Annotated in this window: 22 protein-coding genes and 1 pseudogene; 8 read left to right on the top strand and 15 right to left on the bottom strand. The window is 72.2% G+C overall.

All coding sequences use genetic code 11. The features are described from left to right. Positions 1-11: 11 nt before the first annotated feature. Positions 12-983 (bottom strand): phosphotransferase enzyme family protein, encoded by a 972-nt coding sequence (locus DI005_RS09880; protein WP_113641962.1) that lies wholly within the window; start codon positions 981-983, stop codon positions 12-14. Further along, complete coding sequence (locus tag DI005_RS09875; protein WP_113641931.1) at positions 980-1309, bottom strand: hypothetical protein; 330 nt, start codon at positions 1307-1309, stop codon at positions 980-982. The genes DI005_RS09880 and DI005_RS09875 overlap by 4 nt, the downstream gene beginning before the upstream one ends. Positions 1310-1393: 84 nt before the next feature. On the opposite strand from DI005_RS09875, the gene DI005_RS09870 reads away from it, so the two are divergent. Next, entirely contained in the window at positions 1394-2227 is an 834-nt protein-coding gene (locus DI005_RS09870; protein ID WP_199542695.1) for a siderophore-interacting protein, read from the top strand. Positions 2228-2352: 125 nt separating this feature from the next. Here DI005_RS09870 and DI005_RS09865 read toward each other — a convergent pair whose 3' ends face one another. The 3 genes from DI005_RS09865 to DI005_RS09855 form a co-directional block, all read right to left on the bottom strand. After that, positions 2353-3798 (bottom strand): DUF4389 domain-containing protein, encoded by a 1446-nt coding sequence (locus DI005_RS09865; RefSeq protein ID WP_112270253.1) that lies wholly within the window; start codon positions 3796-3798, stop codon positions 2353-2355. A 161-nt stretch (positions 3799-3959) separates the two neighbouring features. Continuing rightward, positions 3960-4169: a hypothetical protein gene (locus tag DI005_RS09860; RefSeq protein WP_113641930.1), complete on the bottom strand. Its 210-nt coding sequence runs from the start codon at positions 4167-4169 to the stop codon at positions 3960-3962. 320 nt (positions 4170-4489) lie between these two features. Next, positions 4490-4801: a hypothetical protein gene (locus tag DI005_RS09855; RefSeq protein ID WP_112270251.1), complete on the bottom strand. Its 312-nt coding sequence runs from the start codon at positions 4799-4801 to the stop codon at positions 4490-4492. A 108-nt stretch (positions 4802-4909) separates the two neighbouring features. Here DI005_RS09855 and DI005_RS09850 point away from each other — a divergent pair, with 108 nt between their 5' ends. After that, on the top strand, positions 4910-5116 hold the full coding sequence (locus DI005_RS09850; RefSeq protein ID WP_147263835.1) for a hypothetical protein: 207 nt from the start codon (positions 4910-4912) through the stop codon (positions 5114-5116). Between the two features lie 111 nt (positions 5117-5227). Here DI005_RS09850 and DI005_RS09845 read toward each other — a convergent pair whose 3' ends face one another. Both DI005_RS09845 and DI005_RS09840 read right to left on the bottom strand, forming a co-directional pair. Then, positions 5228-5449 carry a PLDc N-terminal domain-containing protein gene (locus DI005_RS09845; RefSeq protein WP_112270248.1) on the bottom strand — a complete coding sequence of 74 codons (222 nt, stop codon included), beginning with the start codon at positions 5447-5449 and terminating at the stop codon, positions 5228-5230. 44 nt (positions 5450-5493) lie between these two features. Then, positions 5494-6222 (bottom strand): bifunctional 2-polyprenyl-6-hydroxyphenol methylase/3-demethylubiquinol 3-O-methyltransferase UbiG, encoded by a 729-nt coding sequence (locus DI005_RS09840; protein ID WP_113641928.1) that lies wholly within the window; start codon positions 6220-6222, stop codon positions 5494-5496. A gap of 104 nt (positions 6223-6326) precedes the next feature. Here DI005_RS09840 and DI005_RS09835 point away from each other — a divergent pair. Continuing rightward, positions 6327-7681: pseudogene (locus DI005_RS09835) on the top strand (MFS transporter). Between the two features lie 13 nt (positions 7682-7694). Here the strand turns inward: DI005_RS09835 and DI005_RS09830 are convergent. Then, positions 7695-8171, bottom strand: coding sequence for a hypothetical protein (locus DI005_RS09830; RefSeq protein WP_112270243.1), 477 nt, complete (start codon positions 8169-8171; stop codon positions 7695-7697). Positions 8172-8260: 89 nt separating this feature from the next. Between DI005_RS09830 and DI005_RS09825 the strand changes: the two genes are divergently transcribed. Next, complete coding sequence (locus DI005_RS09825; protein WP_233520071.1) at positions 8261-9013, top strand: TetR family transcriptional regulator; 753 nt, start codon at positions 8261-8263, stop codon at positions 9011-9013. Positions 9014-9106: 93 nt separating this feature from the next. Then, on the top strand, positions 9107-9865 hold the full coding sequence (locus DI005_RS09820; protein WP_113641927.1) for a phytanoyl-CoA dioxygenase family protein: 759 nt from the start codon (positions 9107-9109) through the stop codon (positions 9863-9865). An 11-nt stretch (positions 9866-9876) separates the two neighbouring features. On the opposite strand, the gene DI005_RS09815 is transcribed toward DI005_RS09820, so the two are convergent. Further along, positions 9877-10824 (bottom strand): Lrp/AsnC family transcriptional regulator, encoded by a 948-nt coding sequence (locus DI005_RS09815; protein ID WP_113641926.1) that lies wholly within the window; start codon positions 10822-10824, stop codon positions 9877-9879. Between the two features lie 174 nt (positions 10825-10998). Between DI005_RS09815 and DI005_RS09810 the strand changes: the two genes are divergently transcribed. Both DI005_RS09810 and DI005_RS09805 read left to right on the top strand, forming a co-directional pair. Further along, positions 10999-12510: a peptide MFS transporter gene (locus tag DI005_RS09810; RefSeq protein WP_113641925.1), complete on the top strand. Its 1512-nt coding sequence runs from the start codon at positions 10999-11001 to the stop codon at positions 12508-12510. Further along, positions 12507-13721 (top strand): amidohydrolase family protein, encoded by a 1215-nt coding sequence (locus DI005_RS09805; protein WP_112270236.1) that lies wholly within the window; start codon positions 12507-12509, stop codon positions 13719-13721. The genes DI005_RS09810 and DI005_RS09805 overlap by 4 nt, the downstream gene beginning before the upstream one ends. Here DI005_RS09805 and DI005_RS09800 read toward each other — a convergent pair. After that, positions 13714-15129, bottom strand: a complete 1416-nt coding sequence (locus tag DI005_RS09800; RefSeq protein WP_113641924.1) for an amidase — start codon at positions 15127-15129, stop codon at positions 13714-13716. The two genes, DI005_RS09805 and DI005_RS09800, sit on opposite strands and share 8 nt — an antisense overlap. A gap of 60 nt (positions 15130-15189) precedes the next feature. Further along, complete coding sequence (locus tag DI005_RS09795) at positions 15190-15609, bottom strand: hypothetical protein (protein WP_113641923.1); 420 nt, start codon at positions 15607-15609, stop codon at positions 15190-15192. A 176-nt stretch (positions 15610-15785) separates the two neighbouring features. On the opposite strand from DI005_RS09795, the gene DI005_RS09790 reads away from it, so the two are divergent. Further along, positions 15786-16076, top strand: a complete 291-nt coding sequence (locus DI005_RS09790; RefSeq protein ID WP_112270230.1) for a DUF1905 domain-containing protein — start codon at positions 15786-15788, stop codon at positions 16074-16076. 311 nt (positions 16077-16387) lie between these two features. Here the strand turns inward: DI005_RS09790 and DI005_RS09785 are convergent, their stop codons facing one another. From DI005_RS09785 to DI005_RS09770, 4 genes are all read right to left on the bottom strand, one after another. Beyond that, a complete protein-coding gene (locus tag DI005_RS09785; protein WP_113641922.1) occupies positions 16388-17398 on the bottom strand; it encodes a M14 family zinc carboxypeptidase in 1011 nt (336 codons plus the stop codon). A 629-nt stretch (positions 17399-18027) separates the two neighbouring features. Continuing rightward, positions 18028-18441: a CBS domain-containing protein gene (locus DI005_RS09780; RefSeq protein WP_112270226.1), complete on the bottom strand. Its 414-nt coding sequence runs from the start codon at positions 18439-18441 to the stop codon at positions 18028-18030. Between the two features lie 665 nt (positions 18442-19106). Further along, positions 19107-20114 (bottom strand): 2Fe-2S iron-sulfur cluster-binding protein, encoded by a 1008-nt coding sequence (locus DI005_RS09775; protein ID WP_113641921.1) that lies wholly within the window; start codon positions 20112-20114, stop codon positions 19107-19109. A 1-nt stretch (position 20115) separates the two neighbouring features. Continuing rightward, positions 20116-21339 (bottom strand): cytochrome P450, encoded by a 1224-nt coding sequence (locus DI005_RS09770; protein WP_112270222.1) that lies wholly within the window; start codon positions 21337-21339, stop codon positions 20116-20118. Positions 21340-21457: the final 118 nt, after the last annotated feature.

The following is a 21457-nucleotide window of genomic DNA, read 5'->3' as shown; positions in this document are numbered from 1 at the left end:
TGTGAGGTGCGCTACCGCGCCTGTCCGAGCAGGCCGAGCGGGGAGAGCACGTCGGCGACGTAGCCGAGGCCGGTCTCCCGCTCGCCCGGTGTGCTGCGCGGGTCGAGCACGAGCCGCGCAGGCTCGGCGACGTCCTCCAGCACGCGCACGCCGCGGTAGTAGGCCAGCAGCCCCGGGTCCGGCTCGTGGTACCCGTAGCCCTCGGCGAACCAGCCCTGCTGCTCGGCGGTGACCGACGCCGCCGCGATCACGCCTCCCCCGAGCACGAACATGAGGTCACGCTCGGGTGGGGCGAGGATGGCGTCGTCGAAGTCGATCAACACGACGTCGCCCGCGCTGGTGACGATGAGGTTTCCCAGGTGCGGATCGGCGTGGCACGGCACCGCCGAGGGCAGCCCGGTGCGCTTCCGCAGCTCCGCGCCGAGGCGGACCGTCCGCTCGCGCACCGCGCGCAGCGCGTCCCGGTGAGCCAGCCACAGCTGCGCGAGGCGTTCCCCGTGCGCGTCCCGAGGGCGCCCTTCGAGCTCGGCGTCGACGCGGTCGAAGAGGGCGGCCCACCGCCGCGGGTCGAAGGTCTCTTCCGGCACCCAGCGGCGCAGGGCACCGTCCACCGGCACGGCGTGCAGTGCCGCGATCAGCCTCCCGTAGGCGTTCCACCGCGCACGGTCCATTCCGGACTCCAGCGCGGTGGCACCGTCGACCCAGTCCACAACCGACAGTCGCAGGCCGTCGGCGTCGGCCCACAGCTCACCCCCGCGGGTGCGCCGTGGCTGTGGTGCGTACCGTGCGCCGAGCGCGGCGGGGACGACCAGTCCGGCCGGGGAACCGCCCGCGGTCGACTTCACGGCGAACGCGCGACCGTCGGCATCGGTGACCCGGTACAGCCGGGCGGTGTTGTCCGCTCCCCGGTCCACCGGTTCCACCTCGGCGACGCGCAGACCGTACAGCTCGGCGAGCCGCGCGCGCAGGCGCTCCGGGGTCACGAGGCGGGACCCGGCGCACGGCACCGGCGGGCGAGCCCGCCGAGTACACGCCGCTCGCCGTCCTGCCGGTGCACGAGCTGTTCGGTGACACCGTGCCTGCCGGCCGAGCACCGGTTGACCCCAGTCACGGGCGGGCGGGTCCAGCTCGGCGACCGGGTCCGCCAGCGCGCCGACGCGGCGTCGGGCGCGTCGCGTTCCAGGCCCCGCCGCGGCACGAACCGCTCGCGCAACGCGTGCGGCGTCCCGGCACCGTCGCGCCGCACCAGTGTGTCCGCCGCGTCGAGCAGCGCTGCGCGCCGCTGCCCGGCGGGTCTCGTTCGCGTCACCACACTCCCTCCGGCCGCGACACAGGCTACTGTGCCACAGACACGCAATGGGGTAAGTTGAGCCTAACCTAAGCAGGAGGCGTGATGGCGCGTACGAACCTGTCGTCCACCAGGGTCAAGCCGGCGACCACGGGACTGCTCACCCTCGAGGTGCTGCGGCGCGAACGGATCTCCGAGCACTTCGCCAGGGTCACCCTGGGAGGGCGCGACATCGAGCGGTTCACGCCGATGGGCTTCGACCAGTGGTTCCGGCTCTTCCTTCCGGTCGCCGAGAACTCGCTGGCGCGCCTGCCCAACAAGCTCAACACGCTCGCGTACGCGAGGTACCTCACCATCTCCAGGACCGAGCGCCCGGTGCTGCGCAACTACACCGTGCGCGCGTACCGGCCCGACGGCCCCGCCGGACCAGAGCTGGACGTCGACTTCGTGCTGCACGGCACGCCGGGCGACGGGACCGCGGGCCCCGCCGCCACCTGGGCACAGACCTGCCGGCCCGGCGACCCGGTGGCCATTCTCGACGAGGGCATCGGGTTCAACCCGGACCCGGCGCTGCGCCGGGTCCGGCTGGTCGCCGACGAGACCGGCCTGCCCGCCGTCGCCGGCATCCTCGCCGCGCTGCCCACCGACCTGGCAGGCGAGGCGGTCATCGAGGTGCCCGGCGAGGACGACCGCCAGAAACTCGAGGCGCCGCAGGGCGTCGAGCTCCACTGGGTCGTGCGCACCGGCCACGCCGCGAGGCCCGGCCAGGCCGCGATCGAGGCCGCCACCGCGATGGAGCTGCCGGGTGAGCGCTTCTACGGCTGGGTGGTCGGGGAGCAGACGCTGCCCAGCACCCTGCGCCGCCACTGGATCCGCGCCGGCGTGCCCAAGGAGGACATCATGTTCTGCGGCTACTGGCGCGCGGCCAAAGCCCACTGAGCGCTCCACCGCCCGGCGAAGGCGACCATGCCTGCGTGGAGGCGAACTCAGTGGCGCACAGCGTCTCCGTTCGGGTGGCAGGGAGACGGGTGGGCGCAGTGATGGTGGCCTTCACCGCGGTCGGGTTATCCGTGCGGGGCGCGCGCAGGCTCGCCGGTGGGTGGTTTGCTGCCTCGCGGGTGCTCGGCCGCAAGATGCGCGGCCCTGCCGATCAGGAGGCCGCCTGCGCCCAGGAGGAGCACGCCGAGCACGAGGGCCCCACCGCCGACCCACGGCAGCGCGGGCACGGTCGCCCCGGCCTCCGCGCGCACGCTCACGCCGCGGCCGCGATCGGCGTTGAGCACGACGACCGTCCAGTCGCCCACGTCCACAGGGGTGCGCACGGTCCGGGTTCCGGTGCCGCTCGACTGCGCCGTCCAGATCCCGGCCGTGGCGGGCGGCGTGGCCGGCGCGCCTCCACTGTGGACGGTCATCGCCGCGGAGCCGTCGTCGTCGACGTCCCGCACCGTCGCGTACTCGGTGCCCGCGAGGTACCTGGCCGCCTCGTCCGACGGCGCGATGCCGACGAAAAGGGCCTCACTCGGATCGGTCGAGGCCGCCCGGACTCGCACATCGCCGAGGGCGGCCCCGACCCACTCGGGCGCGCCGGCGAACCGGGCCGCCTCGGTCGCGAGTGCGTAGGTGCCGGTGTCGAACGTGCCCGACGCCGTGAGGAAGCCATCCGCGTCGCGCTGGCTCCGGTCGGCCCACAGCATGGCGACGCCCCCGGTGATCGGTCCCATCGCCACGAGAGCGAGCACGGCTCCGACCACCACGGCCGTGATCCGGCCCGGCGTCCAGCCGCCCGGCCGGGCCGACGTGGCGCCGGAGCGCGGCGCCGGAAGCGGACCCTCGGGCTGCCTCGACGGCTCGCCGCCACCGAGGTCGAGCCGGAAGGGCGGGTACTCGTCGGTCATGAGCCCGGCGTAGGCCGCGACCCGCACCACCCACCGGTCCATGCCAAGCACGAAGTCGTACACCGGTCGCGGGTAGGAGCCGGTGAACAGCAGCACAAACCCGGCCACCAGCACCAGGATCCCGATCAGGCCGCCGCCTGCCCAGGTGGTGTCGTCGCTGTCGCCCGGCCACCACAGGAACCACAACCCGCCGCCCGCGAACAGCCCCACGACGATGTAGTGCGGTATGGCCAGCAGCCACCACTTCACCAGCACCAGGCCGCGGGACAGCCGCACGGGATAGTCGACGTCCAGGTGCGCCGGGTAGTCCGGCACCTCGGCCAGGGTGAAGGGCGGGTACCGGTCGGTGCCCAGTCCGGCGTAGGCGTAGTAGTGCACGCGCCACGTCCACCGCAGGACGCCGACGTTGAAGTCGAAGATGCCGCGCGGATAGCGGCCGGTGACGAGGATCGCGAAGAACGCCACCACCGTCAGCACGCCGAACGCGAGCCACAGCACCGAAAGCACCAGGTAGTGCGGGATCGCCAGCAGCCACTTCACCAGCCACAACCAGCGGGACAGACCGGGGTCCAGCTCCGCTTCGACCCGGACGGGATAGGGATTCGCGTTCGTCATGCCGAAGCACCTCCTCACCTTGCTCGCGCTTCTGCCCTGACGGTGCGCCACGGACCCCGCCGCCGGACAGGAGCGAAGGTCCCCTGGGGTGGGTGGCTTCCGGCCCTGCCGGACCCCACGCGAGCCCGGCAGGGCGGGGCGACGCCGTGGCGAACGCGCGCTCAGGCCGACGCGCCGACGCAGGAGACCCTGAGCACTCCGGGAACGCCCACCGCCAGCACTTCGGCTTGGCGGTCGGTCTCGCTGTCGAACCGGTCGGTGATCGTCACCTCGCCCGCGTGCACCGCGACGGTCCACCTGCCGGGGCCGCCGAAGGTCGCGAGCCGGTGCTGGACGTCGCGCGCGAGCGCCTCGTCGCTGCGCGCGAGCATCCGGCGAGGTCGCGACGGCTCTCGATGCCGACCACCTTGTTCCCACCACGACCGGCAGGCTGCGCGGCCCCCTGTCGAGCATGTCGCTCACCACGTCCACGACTTCCCCGACGTTTTCGCGCGCGCCAGCCGCCACGGCGGGCACGGTCATCACGTCGCCGACCGGTCGCCCACCAGGCGACGGGCGGCCGGGCAGGTCGGCGCTGCCTCGCGTGGTTCGCCGACCACGACCACCCTGCTCCCGGCTGCCTCGGCGAGGCGGGCTCGGGCCGGTGGACTCGTCCGGCCGCCCCTCCGGAGGTGACTGACGGGTCCCGGCGTCAGCGCTGGGCCGTGCGCAAGCCGTTGTCGAGTCCCTCGACCGCGGCCTCCACGGCGCTGCGCGCGCACCTGCCGACCGCGCGGGTCCGCACCGTGCGGCCGTGCCAGACGGCCGTCGCGTCGGTGCGGACCGCCGCGGGCATGGCCGGATGCCGGGTGCGGGACATCCGCACGTTCAGCGAGTCGATCGGATAGCGGGCGCAGAGCGCGCGGGTCCGCTCGAGCGCGTAGTCCAGGAACGCCGGGTCGACGCCCGAGGCGGCCTCGACGTGAACCGTCGGCGCGGGCCGCCCCGGCAGAGATGTCGTCACAAACGCGACGATCCCCGCCGACGGGCGTCCGGCACAGGGCCCTTGGTCCCTATTGTCGCTGACCTTAGCCCGGACCGGCAGCGGGTCGCCGCCCCAAGACTGGCGTGCATGGAACGTCCCGTGCGCGTGCGCGAGACCCCGAACCGGACGGTGCTCGCGCTGCGGCAGAAGGCCGCGCCCGGGCGGCTGGGCGAGGTCATCGGCACGGCACTGTCTTGTTTGTACGCCGAAACCGGACGGCACGGCCTGGGTACGGCCGAGCCACCCGAGGTGTGCTACCTCGGCGAGGCGTACCGGCGCTCGAACACTGGATGACCGGGCACGGCTACCGCCGCGGCGGGCCGCCGATCGAGTTCTACCTCGGCGAGCGCGCCGCGGCCACGTACCGGATCGAGGTGGCGGTCCCCCATCGCGCGCTGACCGCGTTCAGCGCCTGCCGAAACACAGGTAGGCGGCGGGGCCGATGAAGTTGATCCCGATGACGAGGCCCCAGACCCGTTTCGGACCCCGCACCGAGGCCTCCGGCCTCCTGGCGAGATCGGCCCACGCGTAGCCCGCGAGCGCGAACTGGACCACCGCGCCGGAGCCGATCACCATCCGCTCCCCAGGGGAGAGTTCCCTCCAGCCACGCCGCTTCCTCCGCTCCATGGGAGGCAGTATGCCCGCCCGGCGTCCCCGTCGCCCTGGCGGTCTCAGCCCGTGCGCTGCGCGAGGAAGACGAACTCGCGACCGGGACGGTCCGGCGCCCCGCGCACGTCGAGCACCCGGAATCCCTCGGCGGCCAGGCTCGCCTCGACCTCGGCCCGGTCGCGGAACCGGATGGTGGAGTCGGAGGTGAGCACGGCGCCGTCGGAGAGGAACCGGTAGACGTGGCGGAAGGAGACGAGCGGCGGGCTCACGTCGGTGACCTCCAGCCACCGCCGCACCCGGCCGATCCCGGGGACGTCCACGGTGACCACCCTGGTGTCGGCGGCCCAGTCCTCCCACGCCCGCCGTTCGGGACGCCTGGTCTCGAACACGAGGTGGCCGCGCGGACGCAGGGCGGCGTGGACGCCCCGCAGGGTCTTCGACCAGGCCTCGTCGGTGAGGAACACCTGCGCCACGTTGCCGGTCAGCACGGCGAGGTCGGCGCCGAGTGCGGGCAGCGTGGTCGCGTCGCCGTGGATCCAGGTGATCTTCCCGGCGGGGTCCTTCTCCCTCGCGATCTCGAGCGACGCGCCGGCCGGGTCGGCCCCGACCACGGTGCGGCCGCTGTCGGCGAGCAGCATCGCCAGGGAGCCCGTCCCGCAGCCCACGTCGACGACCCGGCGCGCGCCCAGCTCGTCGGCGACGGCGAGGTAGGCCGAAAGGTCGTCGCGGTCCCCCTCGAAAGCGTCGTAGACGGGCGCGAGGCGGCGGTGGGCGAAGATCGGGTCGGGCACCCGGCGACCCTATCTCGGCCTTGCCTTCGGGGAGCGTATTAATTACCGTCCATTCGGTCGTTTAGGGCGACCTCCCCGATCCCCGCTCGAACAACGGAGTTCCAATGCCCACCGAGAAAGCCGCGGCCGCGCGCCGGCACCGCAGATCGACCGAGGAGCGCAGGGTGCTCGTGAGCACCCTCGCCGGGACCACCATCGAGTGGTACGACTTCTTCATCTACGCGCAGGCCGCGAGCCTCGTACTGGCGCCGCTCTTCTTCGCTCCCGTCGGCGAGCACGCACCAGGACTGGCCACGGTCATCTCGCTGGCGACGATCGGCATCAGCTTCCTCTTCCGTCCACTCGGAGCCGTCGTGGCCGGCCGCTACGGCGACCGCCTCGGCCGCAAGAAGATGCTCGTGCTCACGCTCGTGCTCATGGGCGCCGCGACCGCGTTGATCGGTGCGCTGCCCACGTATGCCGACATCGGGCTGGCCGCTCCGATCGTGCTGATGCTGCTGCGCATCCTGCAGGGTTCTCGGCAGGCGGCGAATGGGGCGGCGCGGCACTGATGTCGGTCGAGCACGCGCCCCTCCACCGGCGCGGGCTGTTCGGCTCCTACCCGCAGGCCGGCGTGCCGCTGGGGCTCATCCTCGCCACCGGCGTCCTGTGGGTCACCACCACCGTCACCACGCCGGAGCAGTTCGAGAGCTGGGGCTGGCGCGTCCCGTTCCTCTTCTCCGTGGTGCTGATCGGCATCGGCTACGTCATCCGGAGGGCCGTCGAGGAAAGCCCGGTCTTCCGGGAGATGCTGGCGAAGAAGAAGCAGTCCGCCGCGCCGCTGCGCGACGTCTTCCGCGGCAACACCAGGCAGATCGTCCTCAGCGCGCTGATCTTCGTCGCGAACAACGCCGCCGGGTACCTCGTGATCGCCTACTTCCTCAACTACGGCGTCGCGACTCTCGAGCTGCCGAGGTCGTCGGTGCTCCTCGCGATCGTCATCGGCTCGCTGGGCTGGCTCTCGGCGACCGTGTACGGCGGCGCGCTCTCCGACCGGCTCGGCCGGGTGCGCACGTTCCAGCTCGGCTACGGACTGGTGTTCGTGTGGATGATCCCGCTGTTCCTGCTGATCGACACGCGCAACATCTGGCTCTTCGGCGCCGCGATCTTCGTGCTGACCATCGGGCTCGGCCTGTCCTACGGGCCGATGTCGGCGATGTACGCGGAGATGTTCCCCGCGGCCGTCCGGTACTCCGGCGTCTCCATCGGCTACGCGCTGGGCACCATCCTCGGCGGCGCCTTCGCCCCGATGATCGCCGAGCTGCTCATGCAGCGGACCGGCTGGTCGGGCTCGGTGGGCGTCTACATCATGGTGCTGTGCGTGGTCTCGTTCGCCGCGGTCTCCGCCGTCAAGGAGACCAGGGGCGCCGAGCTGCGGGCCGCCTCGGACCACCAGGACAACGCCGACGTGCCCACGTAGGCGCCCCGAGGTCTCAGCGGGCGCCGCCGGGCACCAGCGTCCGGAACAGCGCGCCGGGCGTCGACGAGCGGATGGTGGCCAGCACGGCGCCGAGGCTCGGCAACCAGCGGCGATGGGCGTCGGGCTCGACGATCCACCTGGCGTGGATCTCGGGCCTGCGCCAGTCGGGCAGCGGCACCGTGGTGCCCGCGGGCAGCACCCTGACCTGTTCGGGCGGCGGCGCGTCACCCCAGGCGGGCAGCTCGGCCTCCACCAGCAGGACGCTCATCATCTCGCGCTTGGTGGGTATCGCCAGCACGGGACCGAGGCAGTCCTGCCTGGCGAGCCCGGCCAGCACGGCCTCCGACTGCGCCTTCGGCATGGCCACGGCGCCGATTCCCGACCCGATCACCAGATGCGGGCCGGTCGCCTCCCACCGCACGGGCCAGCCGAACACGCCACGGTAGTCCGGAAACGCCGGCCTCGTTACCAGGTCTCGCTGCAGCTCCATGGCGCTCCTCGTCTCCACGGCACCTCGGGTATGTGTCGATGCTAACGGCACTCCGTGCCATTAGCAATGGGTCCTGGTAAGTTCGGCGCGTGTCGGTGGAACCTCAGCAGACGGGCCGCCGCCGGGTCGGCCGGACCACGGAGGGTCGCAGGCTCCTGCGGCGCACGCTCACCGTGGCGGCGATCGACCTGTTCCTCGAGAGCGGGTACGAACAAACGACCGTGGACGACATCGCGGCGGCCGCCGGCGTGGGACGGCGGACCTTCTTCCGGTACTTCCGCTCCAAGGAAGACGCCATCTTTCCCAGCCACGACGAGGTTCTGCGCGACATCGAGCGCCTCTTCGCCGAGGCCGACGACCGGCAGAACCCCATCGAGGTGGCCTGCGCGGGCGTCACCCTCGTGCTCGACTCGTACCTGTCCGACCCCGACGTCTCGGTCAAGCGCTACACGCTGACCCACACCGTGGCCCCCTTGCGGGACAGGGAGGTCGCCAGCGTCGACCGCTACCAGCGCGTGCTCGCGCGGTACCTGCGCGCGCGGTTCGAGACCGACGGGCAACCACTCGCGGATCTCCGGGCGTCCGTGGCCGCCGCGGCCGTCGCCGCCGCGCACAACCACGTGCTGCGCCGGTGGTTGCGCAGCGGCGGCACCGAGGACGCGCATGCCATGGCGCGCAAGGCTTTCCAGCTGGTGGTCGACGCCTTCTCCACGGAGCAGCCCCGGCGCGAGACCGGCGACGACGAGACCGTGGTGGCGGTGCTGCGCAGCTCCGCGTCACTGGCGGAGGTCGTCCAGCAGATCAGCGCGTCACTGCGGCCCTCGGGCGGACACCCTCAGTAATGGCACTACGTGTCGTTACAGGGACCGTCCACACGGCATCGCCACGGTGAAAACCGGTGGCTCCCGCCGGGTGCCGCACACCAGGATGACCGCGTGGGCCTGAGTGCTGAGCAGATCGACCGGTTCGTGACCGAGGGCTTCGTCAAGCTGCCGGGGGCGTTCCCCCGCGACGTCGGGAAGCGGTGCGTCGATGAGTTGTGGCAGGCCACGGGCTGCTCCCCCGGCGACCCGGCGACGTGGCGCGAACCGGTCGTCCGGCTCGGCGGGTTCTCGACCCCACCCTTCCGCGAGGCGGCCACCACCCCCGTGCTGCACGAGACGTTCGACGCCCTCGTCGGCGAGGACCGCTGGGTGCCGCTCGGTGGGCTCGGCACGTTTCCGGTGCGCTTCCCCAGCGAAGCCGAGCCCGGCGACGACGGCTGGCACGTGGAGGCGAGTTACGCCGGGACACAGGGCGAACCGCGGCTGAACCTGCGTTCCCGCAACCGCGCACTGCTGCTGCTGTTCCTGTTCTCCGACATCGGTCCCGACGACGCGCCGACCCGGATCCGGGCGGGCTCCCACCTCGACGTCCCACCGCTGCTGGCGAAGGCGGGCGACGAGGGCCGCGAGTGGATGTCCCTGTGCGTCGACGCGGTCGAGGCGTCGGCGCACCGCCCGGTCACGCTCGCGACCGGCGAGCTGGGCGACGTCTATGTGTGCCACCCGTTCCTGGTGCACGCGGCCCAGCCCCACCGGGGCACACGGCCGCGGTTCATGGCGCAGCCACCACTGACGCCGACCGGCCTGCTGGATCTCGACACGCCACACCCCAGCCCCGTCGCGAAAGCGGTACTCGACGGACTGCGCTGAACCTCGTGGAGTCAACTGTGGACGGACGCGGGAGCAGCCGCGAGCGGCAGCGCCCGGTCGCTCTCCTCCTTGATCGCGCGCAGATGCGCCCACGACTCGACGGTCCGGACGCCGGGCAGTGCGCGCAGGCGTTCCAGCGTCGCCAGCACCTCGTCGAGTGAACCCGCCCGGATGGTGCCGATCCCGTTGCACCAGCCGACACCGGTCGCGAAGCAGTCCACCTCGTCGAGCGCGGCGACCTCCCTGGCGACCGGCTCGGTCTCGCCGACCACGTTGAGCGCGAACCCCACGGTGTAGGTCCGGCTGAGCGGGTTGAGCCGGACCAGCGCGCCGACGTGCACCACACCGGACTCCAGCAGGCGCAGCACCCTCGCCCGGGTGGCTCCCGGCGAGAGTCCGCTGACGCTCGCGAGCTCCGCGAAGGACGCGCGCCCGTCGACCCGCAGGTGGGCGAGCAGCGCGTGGTCGGAGGCGTCGAGCTCGATCTCGCTCAGCGGACCGGGGCTCTCCAGCGGCCCCGGCGGGAAGTACGGGTCCTTCCAGATCCGCAGGTACGTGATCGCCTGCACGGCGCGCACGGCGGGGACGGCCTGGACCCGCGCGAGGCCGCGCGCGAACGCCTCCATGTCCTCGGTGCGCAGCTCGGCGGTGACCGCGAACCGGCCCGCGGTGGTGGTGACGAAGGAGATCTCGTCGAGCTCGGCGATCTGCTCGGCGACGGGCGCCGCCGGCCCGTGCGTCTCGACGATCACGTGGCCGAGCTGGTTGAGCCCGAACACGGCGGGATGGATGGCGCCGACCAGCCGGATCCCGCCCTCCCCGAGCAGCCGCTGCACGCGCGCCTTCGTGGTCGACCTGGCGAGGCCGACCAGCCGCGCCAGCGTCTCGTAGGATGCCCTGCCGTCCCGGTGCAGCGCGCGCACGAGCTGCTCGTCGATCTCGTCCAGGTTCGCTCGCACGCGAGCCAACCTAACGCATCCCGGTTCGATCGCCGAATAGCACGCACACTCAGGTACCGAAGACCGTAACAGCGACCGAGTCCATCGATCGCCGCCGAATCGTCTATTGATCAGCCGATAGGGCAGATGTATCGTCTGCTGCCAATCACGGGTCTGGCCGAAGGGTGCGGTGGGATGGGCAGTACGGATACGGATCGCGCGTTCTTCGGCCAGCCCCGCGGCCTGGTGGGGTTGTTCTTCGCCGAGGCGTGGGAGCGGTTCTCCTACTACGGCATGCGGGCGCTGCTGCTGTACTACATGACCGACCGGATGCTGGACGGCGGGCTCGGGATCGACTCCGCCGACGCCCGGTCCCTCATCGCGGTCTACGGCTCCGCGACCTACCTGGCTGCGATCCTCGGCGGCTGGATCAGCGACCGGCTGCTCGGCGACCGGCGCGCGACCCTGCTCGGCGGCGTCCTGATCATGTGCGGGCACATCTGCCTGGCGATCCCGGCCGGCGCTGGTGCGCTGTTCGCGTCGATGATCTTCATCGCCAGCGGCACCGGACTGCTGAAGCCGACGATCTCCTCATCCGTCGGTGACCTCTACGCCCGGGACGACCCGAGGCGCGACTCCGGTTTCAGCATCTACTACATGGGCATCAGCGTGGGCGCCGTGGCCGCTCCGCTGGTGGTCGGCACGGTCGGCCAGACGTACGACTACCACCTCGGATTCGGGATCGCGGCGGTCGGCATGGCGGTCGGCCTGATCGTGTACGTCCGCACGCAGCGGCACCTCAGCCCGCTCAGCGACCGCCCGAAGAACCCGTTGCGGCTGCGGGAGGTTCCGCGTGGGCGGCTGGCCGGCGTGCTCGCGGGCATCGCGGCGCTCGTCGCGATCATCGTCGGGACCGTGGCGACGGGAACGCTCGACGCGGGCGGGGTCGTGAACCTCATCAGCGTGGTCGCGATCGCCGTTCCGGCCGCGTACTTCACGGTCATGCTGCGCAGCGGGCGGACCACCGCCGTCGAACGCGCGAGGGTGCGCGGCTACATCCCGATGTTCGTCGCCGCGGTCGCCTTCTGGTGCATCCAGGAGCAGGGCGCGACGGTGATCGCTCAATACGCCGACGAGAGCACCGACCTGGGTGCGCTCGGGTTCACCATCCCGGCGTCATGGTTCCAGTCGGTCGGCTCGCTGGTGCTGATCGTCCTGACGCCGTTGTTCGCGGTGCTGTGGCTGCGGCTCGACCGGTCCACGCGGCCACCGTCGCCGGCCCACAAGTTCGCCGTGGGCCTCGCCATCGCGGGCCTGTCGTACCTGCTGCTCGTGCTGCCCGCGCTGGGTGGCGGGCAGACCAACCCGCTCTGGCTGGTCGCCAGCCTCGCGGTGGTGACGATCGGCGAGATGTGCCTTTCGCCGATCGGGCTCTCCGCGACGGCGCGGCTCGCGCCCGCCGCGTTCGCCACGCAGACGATGGGCCTGTGGCTGTCCTCGAACGCCGCGGGCCAGGGCATCGGCGCCCAGCTCGTCAAGTTCTACGACGCCGGTTCGGCGGCGGCCTACTTCGGCCTGCTCGGCGCCGGCGCGGTCGTGATCGCGCTGCTGCTGCTCGCCGTCACTCCCCTGATCCGCAGGCAGACCGAACGGAAGGCGCCGAGCGGTGAACCCGGCGCCGAGACCGTGAGTGGAGTTCAGCGATGAAGCGCACCGTCTTCCGCGGCGGCACCCTGTTCGACGCGGTGTCCCGGACCGCCGCTCCCGCCGACGTGGCGGTGGAGAACGGCTGGATCGTAGACGTGGGCACCGGCCTCGACGGCGACGAGGAGGTGGACTGCGCCGGCCGTGGTGTCCTGCCCGGACTGATCGACTGCCACGTGCACCTGACGATGACCGGTTCGGACATCGTCGAGAGCGCGCAGCAGCCGTTCTCGCTCCAGTTCTACGAGGGCGCCCTGAACATGGCGAAGACACTGGCCGCGGGCGTCACCACCGTCCGCGACGCCGCGGGCGCCGACCTCGGCATGCGGGTCGCGCGGGAACGCGGCCTGATTCCCGGGCCCCGGATGCAGCTCTCGCTCAACATGCTGAGCCAGACCGGCGGGCACGGCGATCCGTGGTGGCCGTCGACCTGTGTGCTGGACCTGCTCCCGCCGCACCCGGGCCGTCCGCCCGTGATCGTGGACGGGCCGGAGGAGATCCGTCGCAAGATCAGGGAACTCGTGCGCGCGGGCGCGGACGTCATCAAGGTCGCCACGAGCGGCGGGGTCGTGTCGAGCGGAGCGGGGCCGCGGATCCCGCACTTCCGCGACGACGAGATCAGCATGATGGTGACCGAGGCCGGGGCGGCCGGGCTGCACGTCATGGCGCACGCGCACGGCGAGGGCGCGAAGGCCGCCGTGCGCAACGGGGTCCGCTCGATCGAGCACGGCCACTTCCTCGACGACGAGACGCTCGCGATGATGGCCGACCGCGGCACATGGCTCGTTCCGACGCTCAGCGCGGGAGTCGGCCTGCGGCAGGCGATCGAGGCCGGTGTCCCCTACCCCGAGCACATCGTCGAGAAGATCCAGGCGCCGAGCGACAACAGCGTCCGGCGCGCCGTCGAGGCCGGGGTGCGGATCGCGATGGGCACCGACGCTCCCCTCTACCCGCACGGCGAGAACCTCCTCGAACTGGAACTGCTCGTCGAGCACGGCCTCACCCCGGCCGACGCGCTGCACGCGGCGACCCTGTCGGCCGCCGAGCTGATGGGGCTCGACGCCACGCTGGGCTCCCTCACCCCCGGTAAGCGGGCCGACCTCGTCGTCGTCGACGGGGACCCGCTCGACGTGCACGACCTCGGAAAGCGCGTCCTGGCCGTCTACCAGGACGGGCGGGCCGTGCACGTCGCCGACCGGGACCCGGTCAGCTGAGTGCGGGAGCGCGCCCGCCGTACCCGGTGAGCTGCTCGAACGCGTACCCCACCTGCAGCACGAAGAAGTCCGCCCTCGGCGGGCCGACGATCTGCAACCCGACGGGCAGCCCGTCGTCGGTGAACCCGCCGGGCACGGACAGCGCCGGATTGCCCACTGTGGACACGAAGTAGCACGACCGCATCCAGCCGAGGTAATCGTCCTGCGGGATGCCGTCGACCGACGCGGGGTACTCCTGCCCGGCGTCGAAGGGCAGCACCTGGCACACGGGCAGCAGGAGCACGTCGTAGCGGGTGAAGAACTCGCGCACCCGGTGGTACAGCCGGGTGCGCAACGCCTCCGCCCGGCCGAGGTCGGGTCCGGTCAGCGCCCTGCCCTGCTCCACGTTGCGTCGCAGCGAGGGCTTCACGAGCTCGGGCTCACGCTCCACGAGCCTGCCGTAGGCCTGCTCGAACTGCCAGGCCCGCAACGTCCGGAACACCTCGTCGGCGCCGGCGAAGTCGGGGCAGTCCTCAGCCACGTGGCAGCCGAGCCGCTCGAACAGCTTCACCCCCGGCGTCAGCACCTCCAGCACGCCGGGCTCCACCGGCACCGCGCCGCCGAGGTCCGGCGACCACGCCACGCGCAGCCCGGTCAGGTCCCGTTCCAGCGGCCGCCGGAACGTCTCACCGGGGTCGGTCAGCGCGATGGGGCTGCGGTCGTCCGGCCCGGCCAGCACCGACAGGGTCAACGCCGTGTCGGCCACCGTGCGCGCCATCGGCCCCTGCACACCGAGGCGCGCGAAGCCCAGCGCGGCCGGGTAGCCGGGCACCCTTCCCGGCGAGGGCCGGAGGCCGACGACGTTGCAGAAGGAGGCCGGGTTGCGCAGCGAGCCGCCCATGTCGCTGCCGTCGGCGATGGGCTGGAAGCCCGCGGCGAGCGCGGCTGCGGCCCCACCGCTGCTGCCGCCGGCGCTGCGCGTGAGGTCGTAGGGATTGCGCGTGGCGCCGAAGACCGGGTTGAAGGTGTGCGACCCCGCGCCGAACTCCGGGGTGTTCGTCTTGCCGATCGTGATGGCGCCGGCGGCCCGCAGCCGCTCGACCACGAGGTCGTCCTCGTCGGGCACGAAGTCCGCCAGCGAGGGCGAGCCGAACGTGGTGCGGATGCCCTTCGTCAGGTGCAGGTCCTTGTGCGCGACGGGAAGCCCGTGCAGCGGGCCCGGCTCCTCACCCGAGGCGAGGCGGTCGTCGGCGGCCTTCGCGTCGGCCAGCGCCCGCTCCGGCACGAGCGTGACGATCGCGTTGACGTCCGGGTTGTGCCGGTCGATGCGGTCGAGGTGGGCGCGCACCAGTTCCTCGGCGCTGAGCTCACGCCGCCGGAGCGCCGCGAGCTGGTCCAGGGCGCTGAGGCGGCAGAGGTCGTCGTTCACCGGTCCTCCCAGGTTCGATCACGACCAATGGTGGGCGCCGACCGGTTCGCCGGCAAGGGGTCAGCCGTGCTGGTGCTCGTGCCTGCGCCGGTAGACCAGCCAGGCCATCGCCACGAACATCACGGCGTGGCCGACGCCCATCAGCGCGCCCCCGGAGATCAGCCCGGCCCAGTACGGCACCAGGAGCACCACGAACGGCACGTACATCGCCGCGGTCATCTCGGCCACCGCCGGGAGGCTGTGTCCGCGCACGAGCATCCACGCAGCCATCGCGACGGCCATCTCCGTGGCCATGATCATTGCCCGCACGTCGGTGTACTCGAACACGGCCGACCAGCCCGCCGCGCCGAGGCCCCAGCGCACCAGCGGCCCGAGGATCGCCATGCCCAGGCCCATCGCGGCCGACATCTCGAGGTAGTGCAGCACCGCCCTGCGGGTGACCGAGGGGAAACGCGAGGGACGAACGTCTGTCGTTGTCATGAGACCTGACCTCCCAAGCAGTGATGGATACCTCAACTATCCATAATGGAAACCTACACTATCCATCTCGGCACGTCCATGGCGTCACGAACTTTTCTCCACGGCGATGTCGAGAAGGGGGCCACCGGCTTCGACCCGACGGCGAACCGCGCTCCACCCCCGGCGAGGAGGACGTCATGACCGGCAAGCACCCTGGACCGCTGAACAAGGAGTTCACCGCGACTCTGCTCAAGAGCCCGGCCAAGGGCGGCTGGACCTATGTGGTCCTGCCGGGCTCCGCCGAGTTCTTCGGCACCCGAGGGCTCGTCAAGGTCCGCGGCACGATCGACGGCCACCCGTTCCGCGCGTCGTTCATGGCGCTCGGCGACGGCACCCACAAGCTGCCGGTGAAGACCGACGTCCAGCGCGCGATCGGCAAGAGCGAGGGCGACACCGTGCACATCCGGCTGCGCGAGCGCCTCGGCTGACCCCGGCGGCCCCGCACACCGCCCGGCCGCCGACGGTGATCCCGACGTGATCCGATGGCATCGGCGACCTCGTGGGGCTCACGCCCTAGGCCACACACGCCCGCACCGGGACGTCCCCGCGTCGCCCCGTGGAGGAGAACGTCGAGCTCTCCGCCAAGGTCAGCGCCTGATCGGCCGGACTGCGGTGAAGGCCACCCTGCCCGCGCCCACCCGTCTCCCCACCACCCAAACGGAGACGCCCCGCGCCACTGTGCCCGATCAACGCAGTGATCGTGGCCTTCACCGCAGTCGTCAGCCGCGGGCTCGGCCGGTCAGTCGCCGCTGTCCACGAGGAGGGCGCCAGCGGCCCGCGGCAACGGCTCACCGCGCGGCGGGATCCGCTCCGCCTCGCCGGGATCGACCGTGCCGAGCGAGCCGTCCGCGGCGCTCCGCGCGATCGCCAGCATCGAGCTCAGCGCCGAGGCGATCTGCGCCTGCTCGTGCTCGTCGCCCATGTCGCTCAGCTCGATGAGCACGCTGCCCTTGCCGAGCAGCCCGTAGGCGTTGCGGGCGATGCCCTCGTAGTCGCCGCCGGGGTACTGCGTGGCGTTCCCGCCGGCTTCGGTCATCGCCCGGTGCGCCACCGCCGAGACCTGCTTGGCCAGCGCGACCGCGGCGGGGTCGACGCCGGGATGGGTCGGCCACATCAGCGACGCGGTGATCTCCCTGCCGTCGTCGTCGACGTAGCGGCCCTGCATGTGGTAGTCGACCACGATGGCCGGGTCGAAGTTCGCGTGGTGGGCCTGGATGAGTCCCGCCTCGGTGGCGGGGTTGTCCTCCGGCGCGACCGCCGGGTCGTGGTACCGGTTGATGTCGTAGCCCTTGCCCGCCTCGCCGTACTCCGGCTGGGCGTCGGGATCGTAGTTGTAGCGCCAGTTCTGCTCGTGCCCGTCCGGGTTGGCCCGCACGATGATGTCGACGGTGACCCGCGAGCGCAGCCAGCGCTGGTACCTGCTCTGGCCGACGCCGGTCTCCCGCAGGAACTCCAGTGCCGCCGGGGTGCCGAGGGGCTCGTCCCCGTGCTGCTGGGTGACGTAGAGGATGCGCAGCGGTCCGTGGCCGACCCGTGCGCTCCACACCGGCCTGCCCTGGTTGGACCTGCCTATCTCGGACACGTCGACCGCACCCCGGCTCCGCCATTCCAGCGCGTGCAGTTCCCAGGCCAGTTCGGCGGTGCTGGGCCGGGGGTCGACCGGCTGGTCACGCGGGGTGGCCTGTGCCGGCGAGACGAAACCGAGTACGGCGACGGCGGCGAGCAGTCCCGTGAACGTCGATCTGATCATGACCGGCCAGTCTGCCGCCCGGCGTGGCAGGCTCGCTACGTCCGTTCGACGGGTTCCGGGCCATCGGCCACGCTGGCCACCAGTGGTCGCACTCCCAGGTCTCGGCGACCCGCGGAAACACGTCGCAGCGCAGAGGTACGGTCGGCACGTAGCTGCCCCACCGTTCCCGCTCGGGGCGGCGGGCCACGCCGAGGTCCCAGCGGCCCGGTTTGCCGGTCAGCACCCCGGGGCGGGTTCGCCGCCGGGTAAGACGAACGCGGCGCTCCGGGGCACGGCGTCGAGCGAACCCGGGCGCCCGGCATGACCTCCGTCGGCCCTCCCCGGCCCCGCGCCGCCATGACGCGACCGTGGTGTGCGCCGAGGCCCGCCGGCACGACGCCACCGCGACCGTTGCGCTCCGGGCGAGCCGACCGATGCACGTCGGCCAGCGCTCGAAGGCCCCAGCGCCACCCTCGGATCGCCAGGCGCACCGGGCAGGCCACGCACACTCCCGTTGACGTCGAACTCGCGCGTGCCGAGGCTCGCCTCGCCGAGCGGCACCGCGCGCGTCCCCGACGCGGTCCAGCGGCACGTCCGGATCGACCGCGTCGGCCACCGGTGGGCCGGCCCGGTCATCCCCTCCGGGTACCTCAGCGCGAGATCGCCTCGAGCAGGTCGCCAACCTGCGGATCGTCCAGCGCACGGGCCACGTCGGCCTGCGCGACGATGCCGACGAGGTCGTGGCCGTCGATCACCGGCAGCCGGCGCACCTGGTGCCGGGACATGGTGCGGAAGATCTCGTCGGCATCGTCGTCCGCGCCGATTGTCACGGCCTCACCCTGCGCCAGGTCGCCCGCCCGCACGGCACGCGGGTCCTTGCCCTCCGCCAGCACCTCGACCACGATGTCGCGATCGGTGAGCATGCCCTTGAGCCGGTTGTCCTCACCGCAGATCGGCAGCGCGCCTACGCCCAGCTCGGCCATCCGCTTGGCGGCGTCCAGCGCGGTGTCGCTGGTGCGAACGCACGCGGGGTCCCTGGTCATGATGTCGCGGGCCTTGGTCATCGCGAGCTCACTCCCTTCGCTGGACCCAAGGTCAGGTCCACCCCAGCGGCATACCCGCGGTCGGCGACGCCAAACGCCAACGTCCGCGCATTCCGATGTGGACACCACGGGGCCTGCGGCACGCCACGTCGGTGCGCGCGGGCGAAGGAGCCGCTTCCCGGCGGATCGGCCCTGGCCCGCCGGGAGCACAGTGTCGGGCATGTTGCTCACCGGACTCACGATCGCCGCGCTGGTCGTCACCGGCGCGGCCCCCGTCCAGGACAACGACGTCAGCGCGCACCGGCGTGTTCGACGCTGCGCCCTACCCCGTCGGGGTTCCCGCCGACTGGAACGGAGCCTCCTGCTCCGAAAGTGAAGCCACGGCTGCTGGACGAGGCTCGTAGGCTTATGTCCAGACTGGACAGTCGCACCCGCTCGGGCCCACCGGCAGGACGAGGAACTCGCCGCCGGTGATGTCGAGCCACCCGCCGACAGCCGTGACCACGCCGAAGTGCCGGGTCAGCCCTTCCAGTTGATCCGGCTCACGCCTGCTGTCTCGCCTTCCCTTCGTCGGCGCCCTTCCACCGAACGGGGCTCAGCGCGACAGCGGTTCGTGGCCGCAGGGGGAACGGCCGACCCGGCGATCGGAAGTCGCGATCAACCGAGTGGGATCGCCTCCGGCCGGGTCACATCGCGTCGGCCGGAGTGAACTTCTCGCGGTGGATGTGCCGGGGAGCCATGCGGCGGCGCTTGAACGCCTTGACCCCGGCCTCCACCATCGGCGGCGGCCCGCACAGCCAACCCGACCAGCCGCGCGCGCTGCCGACGTCCTCGACGAACGCGTCGGTCGGGAAGCCGCCGCGGTAGGCCGGGTCCGGCTCGTCCGACAGCACGGGGACGAACTCGAAGTTCGGGTGCTCCTCCCCCAGCTCGCCAAGGCGGTCCAGGTCGTAGAGGTCGGCCGCGCCGCGCACGCCGTGGTATAGCAGCACCTGACGGTCCGGGTGCCGCCGCAGCGCCGTCCTGGCGATGCCCTCCAGCGGCGCGAGGCCGGTGCCGCCGCCGATGAGCGCCATCGGCCCGCCGTCGTCCTCGGCCTCCGGCGGCAGGTGGAAGTCCCCGAGCGGGCCGGTGGCGTCCACGGTGTCCCCCGCGGCCAGCCCCGCGAACAGCCAGCCGTCGGTGGCGACACCGCCGGGCACCCGGCGGACGTGCAGTTCGAGCACCTTGTCCTCGTCGGCGGTGTTGGCCAGCGAGTACTGCCGCCGCGCACCCGAGCCGGGCACCACGAGCTCGACGTACTGTCCCGCCTCGAACTCCAGCGGCTCGGCCAGGCCCAGCAGCACGCGACGGGTGTCGCGGGCGATGTCGGAGACCTCCAGCACCGTGGCGGTGAGATCCCGCAGCGGGTGCGTCGTGCGGCCCTCGGGCGCGCCGCCCACGGTGACGTCCGCGACCGGCCTGGCCTGGCAGGCCAGCGCAAGGCCGGCGCCGCGCTCCTCCTCGGTGAGCGTGTCGAGCGGGGACGCCCCGTGGTCGACCTCGCCGGAGAGCACCGTGAGCTTGCACGTGCCGCATGTGCCCTGGTTGCACGAGTTCGGCATCCACACCCCGGCCCGCAGGCACGCGTCGAGCAGGGTCTGGTCGGCGGCGCACTCGACCCGGCGGCCGCCGACGCTCACCGCGAAGCCCATCTCAGACCTCCCACGTGACGTGCAGGCTCGTCGGGCCGCGGAAGCCCCAGCCCCAGAACTCGACGCCCTCGCGCGTGTCGCGCTCCAAATTCGGGATGGCCTCGAACAGCTCCTCCAGCGCGATCCGCATCACGTGGTTGGCGAAGTAGATGCCGGCACACGCGTGGTTGCCCGCGCCGAAGGCGAGGTGCGGCAGCGGCGGCCGGTGCAGGTCGTAGGTCGACGGCGCCTCGTACTGCCCGGTGTCGTGGTTGGCGGAGCCGTAGGACAGCATCACCGGGGTGCCCTCGGGAAGGTCGACACCGGCGATCGTCACGGGTTTGGTCGAGATGCGCGCGGTGGCCGACCAGATCGGCGACGTCCAGCGCAGCCCCTCCGAGATCGCCCTCGGGATCAGCGCCGGGTCGTCCACCACCTCCTCCAGCTGCTCGGGCCTGGAGAACAGACCCACGAGCGTGGACGCCATGCCGTGCCCTGGCTCCTGCATCGCGCCGAGCAGGTAGACGTAGATCGTGGGGTAGATGTACTCGCGGTCGCGGGTCTGCCCAGGAGGCATTCCGTCGTGCAGCCAGTGCGAGATCGCGCTGTCGTCCGGGTGCTCGATCCACCTGTCGATCAGGGGGTCGACGATCGCGCGGATCTCGGCCTTCGCCTGGTCGCCCTCGGCGAAGCCCTCCGGGTTGGCGAACTCGCCGTTCTCGTCCACCGCGGCGTTGGTGAACGAGCGGCTCAGCTTCGCGAACCACTCCCTGAGCTTGTCGGACTCGACGTCCTGCAGGCCGAGCAGGTCGCCCAGCGAGCGCACGCTGACCGGCTCGCAGTACTGCGCCACCAGCTCAGCCTGGCCGTCGTTCTCGAACCGCTCGAGGTAGCGGCGGGCGATCGGGCGCACGAGGTCGTCGATCCAGCGGTCCACCTCGACCGGCTGCAGAGCCGGCTCGACCATGGAACGCAGGTCGGCGTGGATGTCACCGTTGACCCCGATGATCGCCGGATGCCCGAACGTCCGCCCGCCCGCCGGCGTGATCACAGCCTCGAAGTCAGGGCTGGTCGCTACCTCGCGGCACACCTCGGCCGTCGAGGCGACGTACGAGCCCAGCACCGGCACGTAGGCCAGCGGCGCCTCCGCCCGCAGCCGCTCGTACGCCCGGTACGGATTGCGCTCCAGCTCGGTCATGGTGACGTCGTTCAGCCAGGCCAGATCGGGCCGCTCGGTCGTCGTCATCGTTCTCGGTCCTCCCACGTCGTTGTCCGGGATGGACGGGAAGGTAAGCGGCCGCGGGCCGACCCGGCGACACGCTTCGCGCGGCTCCGGCACGGATCGCGCGGCGAGTTCGTGACCT

Source organism: Prauserella sp. PE36 (assembly GCF_003311655.1).
Taxonomy (GTDB): domain Bacteria; phylum Actinomycetota; class Actinomycetes; order Mycobacteriales; family Pseudonocardiaceae; genus Prauserella_A; species Prauserella_A endophytica.
The sequence above is the reverse complement of the archived record's forward strand: the minus strand, read 5'-3'. Positions and strand labels throughout refer to the sequence as shown.